The sequence below is a fragment of the Flavobacterium sp. KKT103 genome (assembly GCF_055640565.1).
The window spans coordinates 2,206,899-2,231,484 of sequence record NZ_CM145766.1 but is presented as its reverse complement, the minus strand read 5'-3'; the positions used below and the strand labels follow the sequence as shown (position 1 = coordinate 2,231,484).

Annotated in this window: 20 protein-coding genes and 1 pseudogene; 15 read left to right on the top strand and 6 right to left on the bottom strand. The window is 33.4% G+C overall.

Annotated features, from left to right (window positions below; translation table 11 throughout):
• Positions 1-32 precede the first annotated feature (32 nt).
• Positions 33-413 carry a RidA family protein gene (locus ACZ2G0_RS09625; protein WP_300283962.1) on the top strand — a complete coding sequence of 127 codons (381 nt, stop codon included), beginning with the start codon at positions 33-35 and terminating at the stop codon, positions 411-413.
• 91 nt (positions 414-504) lie between these two features.
• Here ACZ2G0_RS09625 and ACZ2G0_RS09620 read toward each other — a convergent pair whose 3' ends face one another.
• The 4 genes from ACZ2G0_RS09620 to ACZ2G0_RS09605 form a co-directional block, all read right to left on the bottom strand.
• The gene (locus ACZ2G0_RS09620) at positions 505-1,356 is read right to left on the bottom strand and encodes an N-acetylglucosamine kinase (protein ID WP_470307443.1); all 852 of its coding nucleotides are present in this window, start codon (positions 1,354-1,356) and stop codon (positions 505-507) included.
• Positions 1,357-1,476: 120 nt separating this feature from the next.
• A complete protein-coding gene (gap, locus tag ACZ2G0_RS09615; protein ID WP_470307442.1) occupies positions 1,477-2,481 on the bottom strand; it encodes a type I glyceraldehyde-3-phosphate dehydrogenase in 1,005 nt (334 codons plus the stop codon).
• Between the two features lie 64 nt (positions 2,482-2,545).
• Positions 2,546-3,532 (bottom strand): 6-phosphofructokinase, encoded by a 987-nt coding sequence (gene pfkA, locus ACZ2G0_RS09610; RefSeq protein ID WP_300283968.1) that lies wholly within the window; start codon positions 3,530-3,532, stop codon positions 2,546-2,548.
• Between the two features lie 370 nt (positions 3,533-3,902).
• Complete coding sequence (locus ACZ2G0_RS09605) at positions 3,903-8,336, bottom strand: translocation/assembly module TamB domain-containing protein (protein WP_470307441.1); 4,434 nt, start codon at positions 8,334-8,336, stop codon at positions 3,903-3,905.
• A 210-nt stretch (positions 8,337-8,546) separates the two neighbouring features.
• On the opposite strand from ACZ2G0_RS09605, the gene tsaD reads away from it, so the two are divergent.
• The 9 genes and pseudogenes from tsaD to ACZ2G0_RS09560 all read left to right on the top strand — a co-directional run bounded on the left by tsaD (position 8,547) and on the right by ACZ2G0_RS09560 (position 17,481).
• Positions 8,547-9,569 carry a tRNA (adenosine(37)-N6)-threonylcarbamoyltransferase complex transferase subunit TsaD gene (gene tsaD / locus ACZ2G0_RS09600; RefSeq protein ID WP_470307440.1) on the top strand — a complete coding sequence of 341 codons (1,023 nt, stop codon included), beginning with the start codon at positions 8,547-8,549 and terminating at the stop codon, positions 9,567-9,569.
• Positions 9,570-9,573: 4 nt separating this feature from the next.
• Positions 9,574-10,281, top strand: coding sequence for a 16S rRNA (uracil(1498)-N(3))-methyltransferase (locus ACZ2G0_RS09595; RefSeq protein WP_470307439.1), 708 nt, complete (start codon positions 9,574-9,576; stop codon positions 10,279-10,281).
• A 10-nt stretch (positions 10,282-10,291) separates the two neighbouring features.
• The gene (locus ACZ2G0_RS09590; RefSeq protein ID WP_470307438.1) at positions 10,292-10,933 is read left to right on the top strand and encodes a DUF4159 domain-containing protein; all 642 of its coding nucleotides are present in this window, start codon (positions 10,292-10,294) and stop codon (positions 10,931-10,933) included.
• Between the two features lie 156 nt (positions 10,934-11,089).
• A pseudogene (locus tag ACZ2G0_RS09585) lies at positions 11,090-11,224 on the top strand (zinc metalloprotease); the annotation flags it as partial.
• Between the two features lie 706 nt (positions 11,225-11,930).
• On the top strand, positions 11,931-12,887 hold the full coding sequence (locus ACZ2G0_RS09580; protein WP_470307437.1) for a zinc metalloprotease: 957 nt from the start codon (positions 11,931-11,933) through the stop codon (positions 12,885-12,887).
• Positions 12,888-13,603: 716 nt separating this feature from the next.
• Complete coding sequence (locus tag ACZ2G0_RS09575; protein ID WP_470307436.1) at positions 13,604-14,554, top strand: zinc metalloprotease; 951 nt, start codon at positions 13,604-13,606, stop codon at positions 14,552-14,554.
• A gap of 81 nt (positions 14,555-14,635) precedes the next feature.
• Positions 14,636-15,727 carry an AI-2E family transporter gene (locus tag ACZ2G0_RS09570; protein ID WP_470307435.1) on the top strand — a complete coding sequence of 364 codons (1,092 nt, stop codon included), beginning with the start codon at positions 14,636-14,638 and terminating at the stop codon, positions 15,725-15,727.
• 2 nt (positions 15,728-15,729) lie between these two features.
• A complete protein-coding gene (locus tag ACZ2G0_RS09565) occupies positions 15,730-16,908 on the top strand; it encodes a class I SAM-dependent methyltransferase (protein WP_470307434.1) in 1,179 nt (392 codons plus the stop codon).
• A 6-nt stretch (positions 16,909-16,914) separates the two neighbouring features.
• Positions 16,915-17,481 (top strand): hypothetical protein, encoded by a 567-nt coding sequence (locus ACZ2G0_RS09560; protein ID WP_470307433.1) that lies wholly within the window; start codon positions 16,915-16,917, stop codon positions 17,479-17,481.
• Position 17,482: 1 nt separating this feature from the next.
• On the opposite strand, the gene ddpX is transcribed toward ACZ2G0_RS09560, so the two are convergent.
• Complete coding sequence (ddpX, locus tag ACZ2G0_RS09555) at positions 17,483-18,136, bottom strand: D-alanyl-D-alanine dipeptidase (protein WP_470307432.1); 654 nt, start codon at positions 18,134-18,136, stop codon at positions 17,483-17,485.
• 142 nt (positions 18,137-18,278) lie between these two features.
• Positions 18,279-19,145 carry a hypothetical protein gene (locus tag ACZ2G0_RS09550; RefSeq protein ID WP_470307431.1) on the bottom strand — a complete coding sequence of 289 codons (867 nt, stop codon included), beginning with the start codon at positions 19,143-19,145 and terminating at the stop codon, positions 18,279-18,281.
• Positions 19,146-19,465: 320 nt separating this feature from the next.
• On the opposite strand from ACZ2G0_RS09550, the gene ACZ2G0_RS09545 reads away from it, so the two are divergent.
• The 5 genes from ACZ2G0_RS09545 to ACZ2G0_RS09525 all read left to right on the top strand — a co-directional run bounded on the left by ACZ2G0_RS09545 (position 19,466) and on the right by ACZ2G0_RS09525 (position 24,582).
• Positions 19,466-19,669 (top strand): hypothetical protein, encoded by a 204-nt coding sequence (locus ACZ2G0_RS09545; RefSeq protein WP_470307430.1) that lies wholly within the window; start codon positions 19,466-19,468, stop codon positions 19,667-19,669.
• A gap of 91 nt (positions 19,670-19,760) precedes the next feature.
• Positions 19,761-21,431, top strand: a complete 1,671-nt coding sequence (locus ACZ2G0_RS09540; RefSeq protein WP_470307429.1) for a sensor histidine kinase — start codon at positions 19,761-19,763, stop codon at positions 21,429-21,431.
• 6 nt (positions 21,432-21,437) lie between these two features.
• On the top strand, positions 21,438-22,106 hold the full coding sequence (locus ACZ2G0_RS09535; protein WP_470307428.1) for a response regulator transcription factor: 669 nt from the start codon (positions 21,438-21,440) through the stop codon (positions 22,104-22,106).
• Positions 22,107-22,480: 374 nt separating this feature from the next.
• On the top strand, positions 22,481-23,539 hold the full coding sequence (locus ACZ2G0_RS09530; protein WP_470307427.1) for a type I restriction endonuclease: 1,059 nt from the start codon (positions 22,481-22,483) through the stop codon (positions 23,537-23,539).
• A gap of 11 nt (positions 23,540-23,550) precedes the next feature.
• Entirely contained in the window at positions 23,551-24,582 is a 1,032-nt protein-coding gene (locus tag ACZ2G0_RS09525; RefSeq protein WP_470307426.1) for a hypothetical protein, read from the top strand.
• The last annotated feature ends 4 nt before the right edge of the window (positions 24,583-24,586 follow it).

Genomic DNA, 24,586 nt, shown 5'->3' with positions numbered 1-24,586 from the left:
ACAATAACCTAATTAATACCTTTTCCTATATTATGAAAAAAGTAATCTTTACCGACAATGCTCCTGCTCCTATTGGACCTTATAGTCAAGCTGTTTTAAAAGGTGATACTTTGTATACCTCTGGACAAATCGCAATCGATCCCGTAACCAATCAGTTAATTACGGAAACTATTGAAGCAGAAACAAAACAAGTGATGCAGAATATGGAAGCCGTTTTAAAGGCAGCGGGAATGACTTTTGATCATGTGGTAAAAGCTACTATATTCATTATGGATATGAATGATTTTGCGCGAATTAATGCCGTTTACGGATCTTATTTTGACGAAAGTACAGCGCCAGCAAGAGAAACGGTACAAGTTGCATGCCTACCAAAAAATGTAAATGTTGAAATTTCCATGATTGCCATACTGTAGTCACAAAGCTCATAAAATAACAAAAGCCAAATTATAAATACGTATTTATAATTTGGCTTTTTTACTATTTATCTTTCTTTACTAAAAGTCTTTATTTGTTGGCTACATGGTAAGCAATAAGGCCATCAATTGGTCTTCTTAAAACAGTACCTAGTTGCAAATCGTATTTCTCAAAGGTTTCCTTTAGTTCGTCTTTTAGATAAAAAGCAATAGAACCAACAAAGTGAACGGGAACCTCTTTACAGTTTTCAAACTGCTTGATATAGTTTTTCACAAAACTTTTCATTCCCTTTAAAATTATTTTGCGGCATAATTCATGATCTTTATGTTTGATCAAAAACTTTGCAAAAGTTGCCAAATAAGCGTTGGGATTCGTTTCTTTATATAATTTATTTTTGATAAAGTCAGGCTCTAGATTGTATTCTTTTTCAAAGTCAGTAGCTAGTTCCTTTGGCATTTTATTAAAGTAATACTTTCTAATCAACTCTTTTCCAAAAACGTTTCCGCTACAATCATCCATTACAATGTAACCTAATGACTGTACTTTTTGATGCAATTCTTTTCCATCAAAATAACTACAATTAGATCCTGTACCTAAAATTGATACAATGGCTTTTTCGCCCTTAGGCGTAGTAGCATATACAGCAGCATAGGTATCTTCCTCTACTGATATTATGGCATTTTTGAAATAATCTTGAAAAGCGCGTGACAGCGTAATCTTCATTTTATCCGTTCCACATCCTGCCCCATAAAAAAACAAGTGTGTCACCTCGTTTTTATTTTGAAGAATATCAAAACGATCATTCAATCGTTCAATTACTTCATGATTTTCTAGGATTTCAGGGTTTAAACCCAAAGTTTGTGTTGTAAACAATACTTTTCCGTTTTCATCAATTGCTATCCAATCTGCTTTAGTAGAGCCACTATCAACTATTAATCTCATTGTATTAGGTTTTGGTTTCGTATGTTACTTACAAGATTCCACTTAAAATCTGGCAGCTTATCACTTAAAAATAAAAGTCCCGTTACAGTGCAATAACGGGACTTTATAAATGTATAAAGATTATTTTAATCCTGCAATGTATACTGATAAATCAATTAATTTACTTGAATAACCGTATTCATTATCATACCAAGAGATGATTTTAAAGAAAGTACTGTTTAAACCAATACCTCCATTAGCATCAATGATTGATGTTCTTGAGTCACCTACAAAATCTTGAGAAACTACTAAATCTTCTGTAAATCCTAAAATTCCTTTCATTGTTGTTTCTGAAGCGTTTTTCAAAACAGCCATGATCTCTTCGTAAGAAGTCTCTTTAGCCACTTTTACTGTTAAATCCACTGCAGATACATCTGTAGTTGGAACACGGAAAGCCATACCTGTAAGTTTACCGTTTAATTCCGGAATTACTTTTCCTACTGCTTTTGCTGCTCCTGTAGAAGAAGGTATGATATTACATGAAGCGGCACGACCACCTCTCCAGTCCTTTCTTGAAGGACCATCAGTTGTCATTTGCGTCGATGTTGTAGCGTGAACTGTAGTCATTAAAGCTTCAACTATTCCAAAGTTATCATTGATAACTTTAGCTAAAGGTGCTAAACAGTTTGTAGTACAAGACGCGTTTGAAACGATTAAGTCAGAAGCTTTCGCTTCAGTATGGTTAACTCCCATTACAAACATAGGTGCATCTGCCGAAGGAGCTGAAATTATTACTTTTTTAGCACCACCTTTAATGTGCTCATTTGCTGTTTCAACAGTTGTGAAAAAACCAGTACATTCTGCAACTACATCCACATCTACTTCATTCCATTTCAAGTCAGCAGGATTTCTTTCTGCAGTGATTCGAATGTTTTTTCCGTTGACAAAAAGTTGCCCGTCTTTAACTTCCACAGTACCATTAAAACGACCGTGAACCGAATCATACTTTAATAAGTATGCTAAGTGATCTACATCTAATAAGTCATTGATCGCAACAACTTCAACATTATCTCTATTGAAAGATTCTCTAAAAACGATTCTTCCTATTCTTCCAAATCCGTTTATTCCTAATTTTACTTTTGACATTTCTTTTGTATTTACTATTAACTATTTTATTGAATTGAAGTACAAAATACCTCTGTTTAATTTTTTATGTTGACATGATATCAGAAACTCTTAACAGTTCTCTGTCAATCTCTGATTTTCCTTTTATAGCTTGTTCTAATGGGGTAAGATTTACTTTGTCATTTTGTAATCCTACCATATAATTGGATTTACCTTCTAATAATGACTCTACCGCTTTAACTCCTAGACGACTCGCTAACACGCGATCAAAACAGGAAGGCGAACCACCGCGTTGCATATGACCTAAGACAGAAACTCTAACATCATACTCCGGTAAATTAGCTTCGACATAATCTTTAAGTTCAAAGACGTTTTTACCTATTTTATCACCTTCGGCAATAACAACGATACTAGAGGATTTTCCTGAGGCTTTACTCTTTTTTAAAGAATCTAAAAGTCGGTCCAAACCTAGATCTTCTTCTGGTATAAGGATTTCCTCAGCTCCTGCTCCAATTCCTGCATTTAAAGCAATATGACCAGCATCTCTACCCATTACTTCCACAAAAAAGAGTCGGTTATGAGAACTCGCTGTATCTCTAATTTTATCAATCACTTCCACCACAGTATTAAGAGCCGTGTCATAGCCAAGAGTATGACTGGTACCAAAAATATCATTGTCAATCGTTCCTGGAATTCCCATTACTGGAAAATTAAATTCAGTATTAAACAACAATCCTCCTGTAAAAGTTCCATCTCCACCAATTACCACTAAGGCATCAATCTCAGCTTTTACAAGATTTTCATGTGCTTTTAAGCGCCCTTCAGGAGTTCTGAATTCCTGCGATCGAGCAGATTTAAGAACAGTCCCACCCTTGTTAACGATATTATTGACACTTCTAGGTCCCATTTCTTTGAAGTCTCCTTCAATCATTCCTTGGTACCCTCTATAAATTCCTATACATTCTATATTATGATAAGCGCATGTACGAACAACTGATCTAATAGCAGCATTCATTCCTGGAGAATCTCCTCCAGAGGTTAGTACACCTATTTTTTTTATTGTTTTTTGCATTATTAAAGTATTAAAGTGTAAAATTAACAAACATAAAATGGATTCAGCAATGAGTGAATACTTAAATTAGTTAACTATTTTAAATTCAAACGTTTTCGTTGATAAGTTTTCGATTAAATCAAAAAAAAGATGGTTTTTTCATAAAAAGTTAATTTATTTCAGTAAAAATTAACAATTATCGAAATATACCTGAATTTAAGCGTAAGCTGTTGTGCTTCTAATTAACTATTACTTAGTAATGTCTTGAAAAAAGACGCAAGAGGTAAACGAGTCCGCTATAGGTAAGTAGAGGCAATTAGAAATTCTATTACTAAGCCGCGACAGCGGTGATGTAAAAAAAAAAATTGATTATATAATAAAGGTGTAGTAATTAATCTTCCTCCGGTATTACAGCTTCACTATTTTTTTTTGGAGTTTCGGGTTTCGGTTTTTTACTGTTATTAAAGTTGATAAACTCCGGCGCTAGATTAGAATCTTGATACTGATCAATAGTAGAATCAGCCTTTCCTATTTTATATTTTTTAAAAATCTTGTTTACTAGTTCAGCGAAGGTGTCAAAATCTACTTCGTAACTCATTCCTACACCTTGTGTATAACCAATACCCTGTCCTATATAATTAATGTCGTTTTCTCTATTAAATAGCCTTAAGTTCAACGTTCCGTCAGCGTTTACCCTGTATTGGAATTCGACATCGCCTACAATCGCTGATTCATTGATACCTCCAAAAGGTACCCCAACTTTTCCATTAACTGTAATTCGTTCATTGATTCGTGAAGAAATGGTGGCTACTACTCGACCGTCTGTTTCCCTTCCAATTCGTCTATCTGCCGAAATGTAATTCAACCCAACCTTGAATTTATCATTATCTGATTTAATTATCCCACCCAATAAACTAGAGGCTGTTTCAAATAAACTACCTGAAAAATCAGACTGGCTTACACCTTCTTGACTTAAAAAACCACCTGATGAAAGTAAATAAAGCGCTTGGGTTTGCCTTACATCTTTATCATTCAGTTTGTACTGAATCTCAGATTTTAATACGTTACTAACCGTTGGGAATTCAATATTAAAATCAGGTTCAGGACTAGCTAAATCTCCTTGGATACCAATAACTACTTCAACGGGTACTTTTCTATTAAAAGACGAATTATCTAATAATACGGCAGGATTTGCAGTAGTTTTATACACCGCTTGCAAATTTAATTGTGCACGCATTGGATTCCCTTCCCATGAAATTTGACCTCCTTTTTTTACATCAAACTTCTTATCTATTAAACCACCATATTTAAAATTATAGGTTCCTTCGTATGCCTGGAAATCGCCCCACATATTGAACTTACCTAAAGTATTAATTTTAAATAGCAATGAACCATATCCTTTCCCTTTCATTCCGTGGCCTGAATTTCGATCTAAAATAACTTCCACTTCGGCATCAGGAGTGATATCTAAGTCAAACTCTAATTCCAGACCTTTGTAGTTTCTGGTATCTTCTATAATCCCCATTTTTCTATTGTATTTTTCTTTGGGACTTAAAAAGTGAATAAAAGAGTTTTCGCTTACGCTCTCTGCATAATTGATGGGGATTTTTATTTCAGTTCCTTTTTCGGACTCCGCTGCTACTTTGATAAAAAGACCATTTGTTGGACCTGTGATTGTAGCGCTTCCGTTAATAAATGCAGTTCCATAATAAGCAGCATCCTCAGCATCCTGAGTATCTAAAACTAGCAATCGACGCGAGCTTATGCCTAAATCTAATTTCCAATCAGCAAAATTATTGTGTTCAATGACTCCATTTAAAAGTCCTTTGGTTTTGAATTTAGTATCCGTAAGTGTGTTACTTCTAAACAAAAATTTCTCATCAACTAAATCAATTACTGATCGTTCTCCCAATTCATAATCAACATTTAAATACGGAATAGTTAAACCTGCCTTATCAGCAAAAAGACGTCCGTTGATAGTTGGCTTTTTGACATTTCCTTTCACAATAGCATTTCCTGAGACTAATCCACGAATATTGGATAAAACTCCTTTACCTAGAGTACTTAAAATGCCGAGATTAAATTGACTTAGCTGAACTTTTAGATCTAAAATAGTTTCCTTGTTGACAATGCCAAAACTACCATTAACATTAAAAGATTCTAAATTATCATTTTCTAAAAATGAGTTAATTGTAAATTTATCCAAACTCTGATTACCTTCAATATCAAAAGTTAATAAACCAAGATCTGTTTTATTAATATTTAATCCGTCAATTTTTAAGGAAGCCGTAGGTTTATATACGTTATCATTTTGCTTGAAATTAATGGCACCATTTAAATTTCCATTAAAAACAAACTGATCATTTGCAGGGGTTATTTTAAATAAATCAACATCTTTAAAACTTAATTGCAAGTCTTTGTTAATTCTATCTTTTATCTTGCCTTTAAGAGAAACTGCCTGTCCTTGATGCGACAGGATTATATCATCGAAGCTAAAATTCTTAAACGATTTGTCAAAAACAATTTTGTTGTCATGGGAGTCCTCTTCATTTAAAAACCACAGGTTATCCTTGAATTTAAGTTCGGACTTATTGATTCCAACAACATTATAATTATTTTCATTAATAGTATGATACAAGTTCAAGTTAAAATAATCCTCACCCTTAGATCCTCCTTTAAATTCGGATCTAAAGAATAAGGTATCATTCATTGTTACGTTAATCAAACTAAAGTCGCGCACCTTGTAATACTTAGTCTTTATGCTATCCAATTCGATAAATGCATTATACAATGGATTTTTATTATCGATAGCCACTCTAATATTGTCAAAAGTATTATCCGTTACGGTTATTTGTGGCGAATTAAAATTCAGTTTAAATTCTTTTATATCTGAATTAATATTCCCTTTCAAAACAGTATTAGTCCCTAATGCAATTTCAGGATAAAAGATTTCAATAATCTTACTATAAACCGTTAAATTAAATTTTAAGAACTGCCCTTTGCTGACTTTGTCTGGCTTAAAATTAGTGTACAAACTACCAATAGAGTTTCGAACCAGGTCCCCTAATTGATTGAATTTGTATTTACCAACAATTTGCCCTTCGGCAATATCAGGAGAGTTAACGGTAATCGTCCTTACGCGATCCGCATCAAAACTGGAATTGATATTAAAGTCATCAAAAGCATAGGTGTCTTTAGTATTTTGATACAACGTCTCTTTAATAAAAATATTCCCTTGCAAATTATCAAGTGTATTTCCTGATACTTGCACGATAACATCACCTTTAAAATTAGAGATAGAATCAGTAACAAATTTTAATTTTTTCAAGTTAGCATAAGCCACTTTGATATGAAAATCGTAGCTATTTTCTTTTTTACTCAAGTCAATTAACCCGTCGAAATCCATAATTAGATTGGGATCATTAACCGACACTTTCCCTCTATAATTGGGTATTTTGAAATATCCGTCAACAACTACATTATTATAAGTGTAGTTGTTGTATTCTATTTTAGTAACATCTCCTTTGACACCGGTATTCAAATATTTTTCGGTAAAACCTTTACCATCCACATCAATATTCATGGAAATCAGCCCTAAATCTTTCCTTTCCAGAAAAGTCCCTAAATCAAATTTTTCCAAAATTACATTTCCGTTGTAGGAGGCTTTATCAATAAAATCAATATTATCCATAGTAAAAACAGACTGTATCTTACCTAGATCCGAATTCATAATTACTCCAGCAGCAATAGACTGAGCAGTTAATTTAACAGTACCTATCAAATCAACAGTACCCAGGCGTTTTATTTCAATAGGTAGCTTTTTACCAAGGACATTAGGTACTACTGCTACTAAATTATCATAGCTAGTATGAAGATTGGTCAAATCAGCATCCATGGCAAACTTTTGGCTTGCATTTCCTAGGATATTTTTGAAGTTAATGGCTCCTGTAATCGTAGTGTTTTTTGAATCTTTTAAATTAAGTTTTTTAAAATTCAAATTATTTAATGGTCCTTTTATTTCACTGCTTAGTGTGAAAAACAAGTCTTTTCCTAACTCATCATAAAAATATCTGATATCGTTAGATGCAATTAATGAAGGATATAAGGTAACATCAAACTTGACTTTATCTGTGAAGTTCGCAAAATCTTCGATTTTGTAATTTAAAAAAACATCTGCTTTGATTTTTGATTCCTTAGTTTGCAGATAAAGATTTTCGAGTCGGATACTTTTTTTTGTGTAACTAAACTTCGAACTTAAATTAGCCACATAAGGTCCTCTTGAATCTGAAAAGGACATTTTATTTATGGATGTACTAACATTTGGACCATATAGTAAGAAATCAGTAATGGAAGCGTTCAACTTCTTAAAATCGACTTGAACAGGATATTGTTTATTTTCATCGGTTAAAATGAAATGGCTATTTACAATTTCAGCGCTATTGGCTTTTAAAAGAAAATGCTTGTTAGGATTAGTTGGTTTTCCCGAATCAAAAGACTTGATAAAAAAGTCCATGTTGGTCTCCTTTTCGTTTTTGTACGTTTTTAAATTAAAAAGCAGTCCTTCCAATTTAATATCTTCAAAAATCAGATCTCCATCTAAAATCTTCTTCCCTTCTAAAATGTTGGTATTGAGGATTTTTGAAAAAATAAGCGTGTCTTTATGATGATCTAAGATAACAACATCCTTGAATTTAACTCCTCCAAAAATAGAAATTCGTACTCCCCCAATTGCTATATTAGTTCCAAAATCTTTGTTTATACTGTTTGTAAAATAGCGAGCCACTTTGGTTTGAACATAGGGCAGCGATAATGCAATAGCTAACACTAATAAAAGTACGATCAGCCCCAGAATAAATCGGAAGATTATGTTTGAAATTTTTTTGATAGCTACTTTAGATTATAATTTTTCTATAAATAATATTTTGCCTCAGGAAAGAGGGGCACCTTTGATAAAAATTCTTTAATTTTGGCTGCGCCGTAAAAGTAAAAAAAATTAAATCGGTCTGTAAATATAATTCAAAATTTGTGCCTTTTTATGCAAAATTCCGACGTTTTTATTCTTGCTATTGAAAGTTCCTGCGATGACACAGCTGCAGCCGTTTTACATAACGATAAAGTACTATCAAATGTTGTAGCAAACCAACTGATACACACACAGTATGGTGGCGTGGTTCCGGAACTAGCCTCAAGAGCACACCAGCAAAATATTGTCCCTGTAATTGATGCAGCACTGCAAAAAGCTGGAATTAAAAAAGAACAATTAAGCGCCATAGCTTTCACGCAAGGTCCAGGCTTAATGGGCTCACTGCTTGTAGGTAGTTCTTTTGCTAAATCAATGGCAATTGCATTAGGAATTCCGTTGATTGCCGTAAACCACATGCATGCGCACATTTTAGCACATTTTATTGATGAGGAAGGATTTGACAAACCCGAATTTCCTTTCCTAGCATTAACCATTAGTGGTGGTCACACTCAAATTGTGAAAGTTAACCACTTTTTTGACATGACCATAATAGGCGAAACAACAGATGACGCCGTAGGAGAAGCATTTGACAAAAGCGCCAAGATCCTAGGTTTACCGTATCCTGGCGGACCCTTGGTTGATAAATATGCGCAGTTAGGAAATCCAACAGCCTTTGCTTTTACGAAGCCAAAAGTGGCTGGATTAGATTTTAGCTTTTCAGGTCTAAAGACAGCTATTTTATATTTTATCCAAAAGAAAAAAATAGAAAACCCTACTTTTATAGATGAAAATCTAAACGATATTTGCGCATCGATACAACACACTATTATTGAAATCTTGATGGACAAGTTAAAACTAGCCGTTAAAGAAACAGGAATCAAACAAATAGCGATTGGTGGAGGTGTTTCTGCTAATTCAGGAATAAGAAAAACACTGAAAGAATCGGAACAAAAATACGGTTGGAAAACCTTTATTCCAAAATTTGAATACACCACCGATAATGCTGCAATGATTGGAATTGTAGGTTATCAAAAATTTTTATCTCAACATTTTGAAACAGCAGCAGTTGTTTCTAAAGCAAGAATACAGTTTTAAAATTATGCAATTATTTTATAATCCAAATATAGACGAGCAAACAGAAAATTTCTTTTTTGATAAGGAGGAAAGTAAACACATCATTAAAGTACTTCGAAAAAAAGATAGTGATATTTTATACGTTACAAACGGTCAAGGTTTATTATTCGAAACAGAAATCACTTTAGCATCCGATAATAAATGTGCCGTAAAAATTAATGGGATTGTAAAAAAAGCGCCTTCTTCTTACCGATTGCACCTGGCAGTAGCACCTACAAAAATGAATGATCGATTCGAATGGTTTCTTGAGAAAGCAACCGAAATAGGGATTCACGAAATTACTCCTATTATATGTGATCGATCAGAGCGTAAAGTAATAAACAAAGAGCGTTTCGAAAAAATTGTCCTCTCAGCCATGAAACAATCTAATGAGTGCTATTTACCACAATTGAATGATGCGGTGACCTTTAAGGAATTTATCAAAAAACAAAATGACGGCTTACAATTAATCGCTCATTGTGAAGAAACGGATAAAAAAACACTTAAATCAGTTTTACAAAAAAACCAAAACACTACTATTTTAATCGGTCCCGAAGGCGATTTTAGTGAAAAAGAAATCGCACTAGCATTAGAGAGCAATTACCAACCCGTTACTTTGGGTACCACTAGACTTCGAACAGAAACTGCAGCAATTGTGGCTTGTCATAGTGTGGCCTTTTTTAATGAAGCGTAAATAAAACAGCATGAAGAAAACAGCTATTATCTTATTGTTATTGATTGGTTTTACTTCATTCTCGCAAGAAATTGCTTTGGTAAAATATGGAGGCGGTGGAGATTGGTATGCTAATCCTACTTCTTTGCCTAACCTTATTCGCTTTTGCAACAGCAATATTAATACAACTATAACTCCTAAACCTGCAACGGTAGAACCAAGTAGTCCTTCCTTATTTTCCTACCCTTTTATACACATGACAGGACATGGAAACGTAGTGTTCAATGATGCAGAGGTTACTAATTTGAAAAATTATTTGGAGTCAGGTGGTTTTTTGCATATTGATGACAACTATGGAATGGACCAATATATCCGAAAAGAAATAAAAAAGATATTTCCAAAAAATGAATTAATAGAAATACCTTCAAGTCATGCTATTTTTCAGAAACCGTATGCATTCCCTTCTGGTTTACCTAAAATTCATGAACACGATGGAAAGAGACCGCAAGCTTTAGGTATTTTTAAAGATAACAGGTTGGTTTTACTTTATACGGTTGAATGCGACCTAGGTGACGGTTGGGAAAATCCCGAAGTCCATAATGATCCTACACTCGTACGTGAAAAAGCTTTAAAAATGGGTGCTAATATTTTGAATTATATTTTCATTAATTAAGACCGTTTTCATTTCCTTTTCTACTTCTAAATTAAACTGAAATCACCATTTTTTTTCAGTCTTTGTTATTTATAGCTCGAACTACATTTCTTTCGTCCTTATAATCTCCAAATCAAGAGATCTACTTCCATGAATTCATTTTTTTTGTATATGAAAACTCCTGTAGAAATGACAATGAACCACATGGATTATACAGATGATAGAGGAATGTACATGTTCTCAGAAGGACAAAAAAGTAGAATGGCAGCTATCTTCGTTTCAAGAGGTGCTAGATCTGGCTTTGGAATCTAATCACTGAAAAATTAAAAGGATTGAAACTCGCTAGTAAATAGCGAGTTTTTTTATGTCTAAAATTTGACTTCAAAAAAAATGTAAATCTTGATAAAATAATTAACTGCGTCACAAAATATTTTTCTTCCTACGTTTACATTGCGATACCAACTACTTAAAACAAACATCCAACTACAAAAAATAAGATAACTATATTACCATAAAAAACCATATCTCAACTACATACTAATAAACGGAATCCTGCTTTTCTTGATAACGATAATTGATTATTGGTTAATGAGAAAAAATACTTCAAATCCTTTCCTACAAGATATCTATAAGAATTACAACCAAAAGAGATCTTACCATATAATCAACCACTCTTAGAAACAGCGTTTAATTAGGAAACAAATCGTTCTAAACCAACGCTAATAGTATCTAACAAAATAAAAGCAGAACTTATTTACACAAATATCGCAATTCACACTACCTGAAAGTATCCGAAAAATTTACAAAAGTACTATCTAAAACAAAAGTACTATCAGAAAATACCGCAATTTGAAAATTTATTTTATCTGTCTGTTTTTTGCGAAACCGCACTGTTACAGCAATCTTAATTTAATGTTAATTTATTTTTAATTTTTTCTTCACAACATTAGAACATTTGTTATATAATTGCATCAATGTTAACAAACCCGAATTTATTATAACAAACTCCAAAGAAATTATGAAAAAGATTATTTTATCTGCAGTAGCAGTAATGGTGCTTTTCTCTTGTCAAAATGACAACAATGAAGCTACGACTGTAGCATCAACAGCTAAAACAGTAGCAAAAAGAGCCTGTGCTTCTGATGAAGTACTAAAAACGCAACTTGCTGAAGACCCTACCTTAGCAATAAGAATGAACCAAATTGAAAGTTTTACTCAAAATGCAATGCGAACCGCTCGTTTAGTAAATGGCAAAGTTCAAATTCCCGTAATTGTAAATGTATTGTATCGTACGGCTTCAGAAAATATTTCAGATGCACAAATTCAATCTCAAATTGACGTCTTAAACGAAGATTTCAATGCTCAAAACGCTGACTTCGCTGATGTTCCAGCCTTATTCTCAGGAGTAAAAGCGAACGTTGGAATAACATTTGTTTTAGAAGGTATAAACAGAAAAGCGACTACAAAAACCTCATGGGGAACAAGAGACGTAATGAAAAGTACTAAAAAAGGTGGTTTAGATCCTACATCTCCAACGACCAAATTAAACATTTGGGCTTGTACCATAGGTGGTGGAATATTAGGATACGCTCAATTTCCTGGTGGAAGCTCTTCTACTGACGGAGTAGTTATCGATTCACAATATTTTGGAATGTCAGGTACTGGTGCTTATCCATATAACTTAGGTAGAACTGCAACGCATGAAGTAGGACACTGGATGAATTTACGTCATATTTGGGGAGATGCTACTTGTGGTAGTGACTTAGTAAGTGATACGCCTTCTCACAATGGTGCAAACTATGGTGTACCTGCTTACCCACACTACAGTACTTGTACAGGAACTCCTGTAGAAATGACAATGAACTACATGGATTATACTGATGATAGAGGAATGTATATGTTCTCAGAAGGACAAAAAAGTAGAATGGCTGCTATCTTCGTTTCAGGAGGTGCAAGATCTGGCTTTGGAATCTAATCAATCAAAAAAATCACATTATAGAAACTCGCTAGTAAATAGCGAGTTTTTTTATGCCTAACAAGGAATATACAACTTAAAGGAATAAACTCACGATTAAAAAAACACCAACTGTATAGACTAAAACTTTTTTTGCTTGTTTTCATAACTGTTTCGTCTTTAAGATTGATTAGATCAAATAAGCCTAGTATTACTTCTTTTTATTGCCCAAAATAAGCGGTACTTCATCTACTCAACAATAAAACAGTTTGGGATTTAAAACGTCAATTTTATACTTTACCTTATAAAAATTCAGTCTTGTTATTTATTCCTACATGATAACTGTAAGAATTATTCCTTACAACCATAACAATACGCTAATTACGACCTAAACGGTACAGCTCTAAATGTTACCTAAAAACGTCTCATAGTAATAGTAACAGTACCTAACAGTAACCCTAACCTAAAATTATTTCTTAAATAATAATAAAAAAACAGCATCAATATGCCTTACTTCCTAAGTACTAATTACAAGAAAAAAAATATTTACTATCAGAAATTACAGCATTAATGAAAAATATTTTACGGTTCTTTTTTTTATAAAACCGCGCCAATCCTGACTTCTTAATTTATTGTTAAAATATTTTTTATGTTTTTTATATAATTTAAAACTATTGTTATATAATTGAACCATTATTAACAAAACCACATAATATTTAACAAACCCCGAGTAAATTATGAAAAAAATTATTTTAACTGCAATGGCAGTACTGACTCTTTTCTCTTGTCAAAATGACAACACTGAAGCAACCGCTTTAACAGCAAAAACAGTAGCAAAAAAAGCATGTGCTACAGATGAAGTTCTAAAATCAAAACTAGCTGCTGACCCTACTTTAGCAATTAGAATGAACCAAATTGAAGCATTTACAGAAAATGCAATTGCAACTGGAAGAATCGTAAATGGTAAAATTCAGATTCCAGTAGTAGTTAATGTTTTGTACCGAACTACTGCTGAAAACATTTCGACAGCTCAAATTCAATCACAAATCGATATTTTAAATGAAGATTATAATGCATTAAATGCTGATTTCAATTCTGTACCAGCAGCATTTTCAGGAGTTAAAGCTAACGTTGGAATTAGTTTTGTACTTGAAGCGATCTACCGTAAAGCCACAACAAAAACTTCTTGGGGAACATCAGATGCTATGAAGAGCACATCAACAGGTGGTATCAACGCCACTGCTCCAACTACAAAATTAAACTTATGGGTTTGTACCATAGGTGGCGGAATTTTAGGATACGCTCAGTTTCCAGGAGGCGCTTCTTCAACAGATGGTGTAGCAATTGATTCAAAATATATTGGAGACACAGGAACTGCTGTTTATCCTTATAACTTAGGTAGAACTGCAACCCATGAAGTAGGACACTGGATGAATTTACGCCACATATGGGGAGATGCTAACTGTGGAAGTGATTTAGTAAGTGATACTCCTACGCACAATGATGCTAATTATGGAGTTCCTGCATACCCACACTACAGCACATGTTCCGGTAACCCTATTGAAATGACTATGAATTACATGGATTATACGGATGACAGAGGAATGTTTATGTTCTCAAATGGTCAAAAAAGCAGAATGGCAGCTATATTCCTTTCAGGAGGTTCAAGAGCAAGTTTCCGTTTATAGTATTACATCCTTTTTATAACAATTAAGAAACTCGCTATTTACTAGCGAGTTTTTTTTATCTTTATACTCTAAATTAGATTTATGATTCCATCAAAAATGATCGCAAATGGTATTTTAAGAGCTTTACTTATTATTGCTTTTTGTAGCTTAGCATTGTTATTTTTTTATAAAATTCAATCTGTCCTTCTTTATGTTATCATTTCATTGATAGTAACATTGATCGGCAATCCCATACTAGATTTCTTCAAAAAAAGGATGAAATTCAATCATCTTTTTGCCACTGTCAGCACTTTACTAATTTTTGTATTGCTGATCTTTGGATTCATTATGATGTTTGTCCCACTTGTCGTGTCGCAAGGTGAAAATTTATCGCTACTCAATACCAATTCTATTGAAAAAAACATCACGCAGTTAATGAATCAAATCACTATTTTTTTAGAGGATCATCAATTGGATTTATCGACACTTTGGAATGAGGCAAACATAGGGTCAAAAATAAATTTCAATATAATCCCTAATTTTTTAAATACAATATTAAATACCGTTAGTAGTGTAGGTGTGGCTTTAGGGTCCATTATGTTTATTACTTTTTTCTTTTTAAAGGACAGACAGATGTTTATTGATGGGGCTAAAAAACTAATCCCCGACAGCCATGAGGACAAAATTTTAAATTCATTAAACAAAATCAATATCTTATTATCGCGCTATTTCCTTGGTTTACTATTGCAACTCTTTATAGTTTTTATAATGTACTTAATTGTCTTGTTGATTTTTGGAGTCGAAAATGCGCTTGTAATTGCCTTTTTATGTGCAGTCCTAAATATCATACCTTATATAGGTCCTTTAATTGCTTCGGTATTGGCTGCAATTTTAACTATGTTAAGTAATTTAGGATCTGATTTTCAATCCGAAATTTTACCAACTACTATCTATGTTCTAATTGGTTTCTGGATTGTTCAAATAGTGGACAATAATATCTCTCAACCGCTAATTTTTTCAAAAAGTGTGAGTTCACATCCTTTGGAAATTTTCTTGGTTATCCTGAGCGCTGGCTTCTTATTTGGGATAGTAGGAATGGTTGTAGCTGTACCCTTATATACCATTATAAAGGTTATTGCAAAGGAATTTTTCCCGGAAAACCAACTTATAAAATTACTTACTAAAGACATTTAATTTTGGACAACACCCTTCTAAACGAAGCCATACAGGACTTTATAAATGCTAACGTTGCGAACCCTATCTCAAAATTAGCCCTTCAAAAAAATCCTTTCCCTACTGTAGATTGGATTCGTATTTTAAATCAAATTGAAGCAAAAGGAAAAGCTAAAGCCAAGCTTCCAACTTGGTTTAAAACATCTGGTATTTTGTATCCATCAAAAATTTCAGTTGAGCAAACTTCTTCGGAACAGACCGCAGCTTTCAAAGCAACTTTACTATCTGGAAATAGTTTGATTGACTTGACTGGCGGTTTTGGAGTAGACGATTATTATTTTTCTAAAAAACTTAGGGAGGTTGCGCACTGCGAGATAAACACCGAATTATCCGAGATTGTAAAGCACAATTTTGTTCAACTAGAAACAACGAATATTAGTTGCTATCATGGTGATAGCCTAGAAACACTCCAAACTTTAGATAAAAAATGGGATTGGATTTATATTGATCCCTCCAGAAGGCACGATGCAAAGGGAAAGGTTTTCTTATTACAAGACTGCTTACCTAATGTCCCTGCTCATTTAAGTACCTATTTTGAGTACGCAACTGCAATTCTAATAAAAACTGCTCCATTACTAGATTTAACGGCAGGCATGGCTGAATTAGCGCATGTGAAAATCATTCACATCGTTGCTCTTGAAAATGAAGTTAAGGAACTATTATGGGAACTACACAAAGATTACATAGGTCCTACAGCAATAAAAACCGTTAATCTTGGTAAAGAAAAAACCGAAACTTTCGAATTCGTCTTTAATAATCAAGTCACACTAGCTACCTATGGCCTTCCGCTAAAATACGTTTACGAACCTAATAGTGCTATTATGAAATCAGGTGGATTTGATGCCATTAGTAGCAGTTATAAACTCAACAAACTACATCAGCATTCACACTTGTATACTTCAGACGAACTTATTAGTTTTCCCGGTAGAACTTTTGAAATCCAGCAACTAATAAAGTACACAAAAAAGGAAATGAAAGAAGCTTTGGTTGGAAAACAAGCGAATATCACCATAAGGAACTTTCCGGATAGTGTAGAAAGTATTCGGAAAAAATATAAAATAAAGGAGGGAGGGAATAGGTACTGTTTCTTTACAACTGATCAGAATAACGATAAAATAGTTTTAATTTGCACTAAAATTTAAAATGTCATGAAACCACTAATTACGCTTACTTTTTTTTTACTATCTCTAGCAATGAATGCTCAAGTCCCATGTGAGTACAGCACCAATGTAACAGACTCTCTAGGAGTCTATAAGGAAACAAAAGCGTACCTAATGAGTGAAAAGAATTTTGGTGATAATGCGAGTTATATCTTTAACACCTTAACTTATGATGATGGTTTATTGATTTTGAATGTTCAACTAATTCAAAAAAGTAATGTTTTTATCAAGGCTAACTGTTTCGACAAGAACTCAAAACTTTATCTACAATTAGATAATGGAAAAATAATTACTTTACTACACATCGATCAAGAAAATTGTGGAACCTTACTGCGCGACGATAAAGGTTTTGACAATAGACTGACCGTGGGTACTTTTATGTTTTTAAAAGGAACTCTAGAGGATTTAAAAAATTCACCCGTATCGTTGATGCGCATAAAATTTTCGACTGGCTTAGAAGACTTTGTAATTAAAAAAGAAATAAAATCAGAGATGGATGGAACTGTTTATAATCCAGAAAACTATTTTATTAACTTCCTAAAGTGTGTAGAATAACCTATTCCTTACATTCCCATTTTTGATTGGAAACCTTATCCTGTAGCCCTGCTTTCAAATTGTAATGCCACCACTCTGAATCAAAAGAATTGAATGCATTCGCAGTCATTATTTTTTTTAGCAATGCTCGATTGATTCTTACTTTTTTAGAAAGTTTGGTATAATTATGACTCGCCTCTACTCCAAAAAAATCAAAAGCTGTCCCCATATCCAACTCCTTACCCGCTTGATCTACCAAGGTAATATCTACTGCTCCACCGCGATTATGAATAGATCCTTTGGAGGGATCGGCAACATATTTTGGATTGGGAACGATTTCCCACATTTTCTTTTGAATATCTAAAGGACGATAGCAATCAAAAAGTTTAATTCGTAAGCCTTTTTGCATAAAAATGGTATTGGCTTTCACTAATGCTTCTACCGTTTTTAACCTCAAAAAACATTCATCGCAATCATAAACTTTGGCATTCAAGAAATTGTCTGATGTAGCGTATTTCATGTCGTAAACAAAATCAGAACTGTACTCTTTTAAATTAACAAAGGTGGTATCACTAACTTTATTTTTGACTGCATCAGAGGTAACGCGCTGGGAGTTGCACGAAAAAAGAGGTAAGACTATAAGCACTGCTATTACTAACTTGAAGGATGATTGCATAATTGTAATTTGTATAAAATTAGCGTTTTTAGGATAGTTATTCAAGAATCGAAAATAAAAAACGTACTTATCAGGATGTAATATTGCAGTTTTTATTCCCAAATCCTTAAAAAATACAAATAAAACACACGATACTGCCTCACTACTCCTTGTTATGTATGTATTTATTAATTATATATTTAGTGATAGGTTTTAGTGGTTTGTCATTCTCAGGTTGAAAACCTGGTCCATTATAAAACTCTAAATCTTGCCCATTCTTACAATACCATACGGTAGCTTTATGATCTTTAAAAAAAATGGTAGAATCGCTCACTTGTATTTTCTTAAAAGTAAGCATGTTTTTATTTAGCGCCAACTTATCCTTTGCACCTACAAAACCCAAAGTGGTATCCTCTGAACAATCGACTATTTCATAATGATCACTTTGCCATTGCATACATTCCTCTTTTGAGAATATGTAAAATCCTATTCCGCATACTAAGAGGGTCAAAAAAACGGCCAGAACGATAGACTTCAAATAAAATTGCTTGGACTTTGAATGATGTTGTGTACTATTATTTCTTACGCGGCCAGTTGTTTCCTTATTACTTTTTAGTTGCTCTTGTGGCGAAACAGACTCTTTATCAATAGTAGTAGATGGTTCCTGTACTGCAACTTTACAAAATTTTAAAAAAGGTCTTACTTCAAAATCTACTAAAATGGCAGCCATATTCAGTGCTTCAATATCTGACAAAACAGTTTCCCTTTTAAAAAAGGTTTCTATCGGACGAAATTTATCGGTAACATCAGTCATTTTGTGAACAAGCAATGGGCTGAAATCAAAACCACAAAAAGCAGTAAAAGTCTTCAAGTCATCGGTACTAGAAGTATCCTTAAACACTTGAAAACATAACTTTCTAAGTTTAGCTCTCGATGGCAAAACTAAAAAACTAGCATTTACACCTTCTTTTGCAACTTCATATTGGGCCAAAATAGCGTTTTTATACTTTTCTAAATTAGTGTTCATCATATACCATTAGGAATTTAAAGGAATTCTTGGGAATTCACGGAATCATAGGAATTCCTAAGCAACACAGGCACAAAACAGCCTTTTCTTTGCTTCAGAAATTGTTACCGTTCTATTTCGCGATAGGAACAAATGTACAAAAACAACTTCTAAAAAGTGCTGCTATATAAGTCCCAACAGTTATTCGGGAAGTATAACCTAAAGATTTACACTAGCGCACTTTACTTCCCACAAACAGCAAATAACCAAATGGTTTGACCCTTACAGTATTCGATCTACAATGTCGAACGGCCAAACTTATGTCTAATTTTTAAGAAGCTAAAATGAAAAAAATATTTTTTACAGCACTAATTGTATTTTGCAGCATGCTAATCGTATCATGCGAAGCACCAGCAATTGAAGAGTCAAATCCTACTGCAACAGCCAGAATTATAGAGAACCCAATACCAACTATTCCAGCAAACACCTTTGCTGATGACGGACCGGGCGACACGGTGATAATTATTCTCCCACCAAAAAAACCATAATAAAAAGCCATATTTTGTAATAAAATAGTACATTCGGGGAAAGAAACTTAACATGTTCCGTTCCCCGATTTTTATATTTTTCGTTTGCCTTTTGGCTGTAGCCTGCCAACAAAACAGTTCACCTAAAACCACGCAGCAAGATAATTCAAGGCATTTGCAAGCCACCACCTATTCTGGAAAAGGAGATACCTTTTACTACGATAAAAAGTTCGATAGTGCCTTATTTTACTATTCCAAGTCAAAAGAATTATTTGAATCTGAAAAAGACACCGCGTACACCGCTTACAACCTAATGCAAATCGCCAGCATTCAACAAACCTATGGCGACTATTTAGGGAGTGAAGAGACATTAACTGAATCCTTACCGTTACTTCAAGAAAATCAAGCTTATCTATTAGGAGCCTATAACCTATTAGGAATTGCGGCCAAAGAATTATATAATTATCGTGATGCCATTAAATACTACAACCAGGTACTCGAACAAACAGAAAATAAGGTTTTAAAAACTGCCCCTATTAATAATTTAGCTGCAGTCGCCATCGAACAAAAGCAATATTCAAAAGCGATTGCACTCTTGGAACCTATTTACAAGCTAACCCTACTCGATACGATTCCGTCTCAAAAAGCAAACATCGTGGATAATCTTGGATATGCTTATTTCAAAAACAACCAAGTCGAACAAGGATTGACGCTCCTAAAAGAAGCATTAACAATAAGAACCAACAATAAGGACACTTACGGCAGTATCGAAAACTACTTGCACCTTGCTGATTTCTACAAAAATACTAATGCTACGATCGCGACCAACTACGCCCAAAAAGCATACGAAACAGCCACACTACATCAAAGTATTGATGAACGATTAGAGGCATTGCAGTTTTTAATGGCTGAAAATCAGGAAAAAGGAATTAATCCCTACACGGCTCGCTTTATTAGACTAAACGATAGCATTAAAAAAGTGCGGAATAACGCCAAAAATCAATTTGCTAAAATTAAATATGATGCTCGACAGGCCAATTTAGAGAACATCCAAATCAAGGCGCAAAGAGTAGAAACCTTACTGCTACTGGAAACTAAAAAAAATCAAAATTACCTTCTTTACTTTATATTAGCCTTAGTATTACTATCCATCGCTGCACTTGCCAATCATTATAAGTATAAAACTAAAAGAGAACGCATCCAAGCAAGTTATACCACTGAAACCCGCATTGCCAAAAAACTGCATGATGAACTCGCCAATGATGTGTTTTATGCTATGACATTCGCTGACACACAAGACTTGCAAAATCCAGAAAAAAAGGAAATACTTTTAAATAACTTAGACCTAATTTATACAAGAACCCGCAATATCTCTAAAGAAAATAGCACTATCGATACAGGAGAAAACTACGAATACCTGCTAAAGCAAATGCTAAATAGCTATAAATCCACCACTACCGAAGTGATCATTAAAAACGGTCAGCCCATAAATTGGTCCGTCACATCAATCGAAAAAAAGATTACCATACAGCGTGTTTTACAAGAATTTATGGTAAATATGAAAAAATATAGCCATGCTAGTTTGGTTGTAATCGGTTTCGATTTAGTCCAAAACACCATTAAAATCAGCTACTCAGACAATGGTGTTGGTTTTGCCAAAGAATTAATTTTAAAAAATGGACTCCAGAATGTGGAAAACCGTATTCATGCTTTGAACGGAATAGTTACTTTTGAAACCGAACCCAATAAAGGTTTTAAAGCAACAATTTCATTACCAAAATAAGAGAACATGTTTACAAAAGTCCTAATAGCTGACGATATCGATTTTAATGATTTAGGTGCCGCACAAATCCTTAGGGAACTCAATGTTGAAGAGGTGCAGTATTCCAAATATTGCGATGATGCATTATTGAAAATTAAAAAAGCAGCCCTTGACAACGAGCCCTATCAACTGCTAATTTCTGATTTATCCTTTAAAGCTGATCATAACAAAAACCAACTCAACTCTGGTGTAGAATTAGTACAAGCCGTGCGAAGCCTTTATCCTGAAATTAAAATAATAGTATTTTCGATCGAGGATCGCTCCCATCGCATCAAGATGCTTTTTGATGAATTACAAGTAAACGGCTATGTATTAAAAGGTCGCAATACCATGTATGATCTAAAAATAGCCATTGAAAAGGCATATAATAACCAATCAGAAAATATCTCAGCCGAGCTCCTGCACCTACTTCAAGACAAAACAACCACTGAAATCAATGATTATGATATTATGCTAATAAAAAACTTGTCCATTGGAATATCACAAGAAAGTATGGAAACGGTTTTGAAAGAAGAAGGAATCACTCCCAATAGTAAAAGCTCCATCGAAAAACACATCAATAAACTCAAAATTTATTTCAAAGCTAACAATACCGTCCACCTTGTGGCCATCGCAAAAGATTTAGGCATAATATAAAAACACCCGTACTACGTTTAAAGCTTCCTATTGGGGAGCTTTTTTTATTTACGCACAATCCAATCAACAATCCATCTTCTTTTTTGGGCGTAACCTCTTTGCACAACAATAGGCTAACCTCACTTTTGCTGCAAGCAACGAGGTCGAGCTGTACGCTATATCTTTTTATTTCGCCCACTCCTACCGTCGTTTGGCAAAATAAAAAGGATGCCGCTACCATCTCTTACGCGTAAAAACCCCTCTGCAAAGCTCAAAACCACTAAATCACAATATTCAAAAAAGTATTTGCCATAAATTTCACTCGATTACGGTTTCCCGTAAGGGAATCATTTTTTATGGCGGTAAGTTTGAGAAAACTTTTAAATCAAGAAAAGATGGAACTTAACATACAGCTTAAAGCATTGGCAGATAAAATTATTTTACTTAAAGATAAGATCCAAACAGAAGAATCTACAAAACATGCTTTTGTTTTGCCATTTATTAATTTATTAGGCTATGATACTTTCAACCCTACTGAAGTTGTACCTGAATTTACAGCTGATTTAGGTTTAAAAAAAGGAGAAAAAGTAGATTATGCAATAATACAAGACGACGAACCTATTTTAATAATTGAATGTAAAAATTGGAAGGAAAATTTAACTGTTCATGGTTCACAACTCTTTAGATATTTTCATGTTTCAAAAACAAGATTCGCACTATTAACAAATGGAATAGTTTATCAATTCTTTACAGACCTTGATGAAAAAAATAAAATGGATCAAAAACCATTTTTAGAATTTGACATAACCAATTTAAAAGATAATGTAATTAGTGAAATTTCCAAATTTCACAAATCAAATTTTGATGTAAACAACATCATCACCAATGCAAGCTCTTTGAAATATGTAAAAGAAATAAGAAAACAAATTAATGATGAACTGACAAATCCCTCAAACGAATTTGTGAAAATGTTTGCAAACAAGGTATATGCTGGCCGATTAACTGAAAAGGTAATGGAAGAGTTTAAAGACTTAGTCCAAAAAGGTTTTAATCAATTTGTTAACGAAAAAATTAACGACCGATTAAATGCTGCTTTAAATAAAGAGGCAAAACAACAAGAAGAGGAACTAGTTGAATTTGTAGAAGAAAGCCTTGTTCAAACCACTGAAGAAGAAATGGAGGGTTTTAGAATAGTTATCGCAATTCTTCGAAGAAAAATTTCTGTTGACCGTATCGTTCATCGTGACACCCAATCTTATTTTGGAATTCTCTTAGATGACAACAACAGAAAGCCCTTATGTAGATTACATCTTAATGCTAGTAAAAAGTATATTGGCCTTTTCAATGAAGGCAAAGTTGAAAAAAGAATGCTTTTAGAATCTTTAGATGACATCTATTCATTTGAGAAAGAACTCCTTGAAACGATTGGTAATTATGAAAACGAAAACAAATAAACTTAAAAAAAATGAAAAATAAATCAATTACTATTACAGATCTTTTTTTAGCAATCTTAGCCATTTTATTAATAAGTGTAAGTTTTTATCAAACTTGGCTTGGACTAGATCAAATTTTTGGTCCTGCATCATTTGTAATAGCATTAGTTTTATCACTCTTACTATTGTTTCTAGTTTGGATGATGAGAGTTGCAAAAGTTGAAGGTCGTTCAACATCGAGTTTAGTTGGTATCTATATATTTATTGCTTCTTTTTGTTTTATTGCAAATTTTAATGCTTTATACACAAGATTTATGCGAACTGATATATATACAACTGAACTACGGGATATTAACGAGCGTTTTAACAATTTAGAATCTGATATTCAATCAAAACTTAGCTACAAGTACAATCGAGAAACTGCTCAGAATATTGAAATAAAGAAAAAGCAGATGATGGAGCAAATAAAAGATCCTGGCAATAAAGGAATAGGAACAAGAGCACAATCTTTGATAAGAGATATTGAAAAATTAACGGGACAAAAAGTTGATTTTCTAACGCCTGTAGGAAACGATTACGACGATTTATCTGAAAGAATGGGGAGTCAAATTGATAATATGATTTCTGATCTTTCACCAGAAGAAAAAGGGCTAAAAACTGATGTAAATAATGCAGTTTTAAAATGGAATAAAAAAATTCAGGATTTATTACTACTTTCAAAAAAGGAAAAAGATGATATTTCGCAAGGCTTAATTGATGAATCGCTAACTGACTACAATAAATTAGGTAATCGTGCTCGTACCGTTTTAGGAGAAAGTAAATTTAAGTTTACTCCTGAAATTTCTAAAACTCAAGATGTCGGTAAAATTGGATTTGCATTTGACCACGCCATTAAAAACTTCAGTATGTACCAATTTGTTGTTCTTATGGGGTGTATCTTATTAGATTTTGTAATTGTAATTATCGTTTTATTAGTGACACCAAGCAACGAAAACAATAACAGTAGTTCAAGTGTCTTTAATAGCAGTAAAAGAAGTGGTAAAGTATTAATAGGAAAAAATTAGAAAA

Bases quoted from the DNA above. Each gene is read 5' to 3' on its own strand.
- ACZ2G0_RS09625 (WP_300283962.1), top strand. From the start codon at position 33: ATGAAAAAAGTAATCTTTACCGACAATGCTCCTGCTCCTATTGGACCT.
- ACZ2G0_RS09620 (WP_470307443.1), bottom strand. From the start codon at position 1,356: ATGAGATTAATAGTTGATAGTGGCTCTACTAAAGCAGATTGGATAGCA.
- gap (WP_470307442.1), bottom strand. From the start codon at position 2,481: ATGTCAAAAGTAAAATTAGGAATAAACGGATTTGGAAGAATAGGAAGA.
- pfkA (WP_300283968.1), bottom strand. From the start codon at position 3,532: ATGCAAAAAACAATAAAAAAAATAGGTGTACTAACCTCTGGAGGAGAT.
- tsaD (WP_470307440.1), top strand. From the start codon at position 8,547: ATGCAAAATTCCGACGTTTTTATTCTTGCTATTGAAAGTTCCTGCGAT.
- ACZ2G0_RS09595 (WP_470307439.1), top strand. From the start codon at position 9,574: ATGCAATTATTTTATAATCCAAATATAGACGAGCAAACAGAAAATTTC.
- ACZ2G0_RS09590 (WP_470307438.1), top strand. From the start codon at position 10,292: ATGAAGAAAACAGCTATTATCTTATTGTTATTGATTGGTTTTACTTCA.
- ACZ2G0_RS09580 (WP_470307437.1), top strand. From the start codon at position 11,931: ATGAAAAAGATTATTTTATCTGCAGTAGCAGTAATGGTGCTTTTCTCT.
- ACZ2G0_RS09575 (WP_470307436.1), top strand. From the start codon at position 13,604: ATGAAAAAAATTATTTTAACTGCAATGGCAGTACTGACTCTTTTCTCT.
- ACZ2G0_RS09570 (WP_470307435.1), top strand. From the start codon at position 14,636: ATGATTCCATCAAAAATGATCGCAAATGGTATTTTAAGAGCTTTACTT.
- ACZ2G0_RS09560 (WP_470307433.1), top strand. From the start codon at position 16,915: ATGAAACCACTAATTACGCTTACTTTTTTTTTACTATCTCTAGCAATG.
- ddpX (WP_470307432.1), bottom strand. From the start codon at position 18,136: ATGCAATCATCCTTCAAGTTAGTAATAGCAGTGCTTATAGTCTTACCT.
- ACZ2G0_RS09550 (WP_470307431.1), bottom strand. From the start codon at position 19,145: ATGATGAACACTAATTTAGAAAAGTATAAAAACGCTATTTTGGCCCAA.
- ACZ2G0_RS09545 (WP_470307430.1), top strand. From the start codon at position 19,466: ATGAAAAAAATATTTTTTACAGCACTAATTGTATTTTGCAGCATGCTA.
- ACZ2G0_RS09535 (WP_470307428.1), top strand. From the start codon at position 21,438: ATGTTTACAAAAGTCCTAATAGCTGACGATATCGATTTTAATGATTTA.
- ACZ2G0_RS09530 (WP_470307427.1), top strand. From the start codon at position 22,481: ATGGAACTTAACATACAGCTTAAAGCATTGGCAGATAAAATTATTTTA.
- ACZ2G0_RS09525 (WP_470307426.1), top strand. From the start codon at position 23,551: ATGAAAAATAAATCAATTACTATTACAGATCTTTTTTTAGCAATCTTA.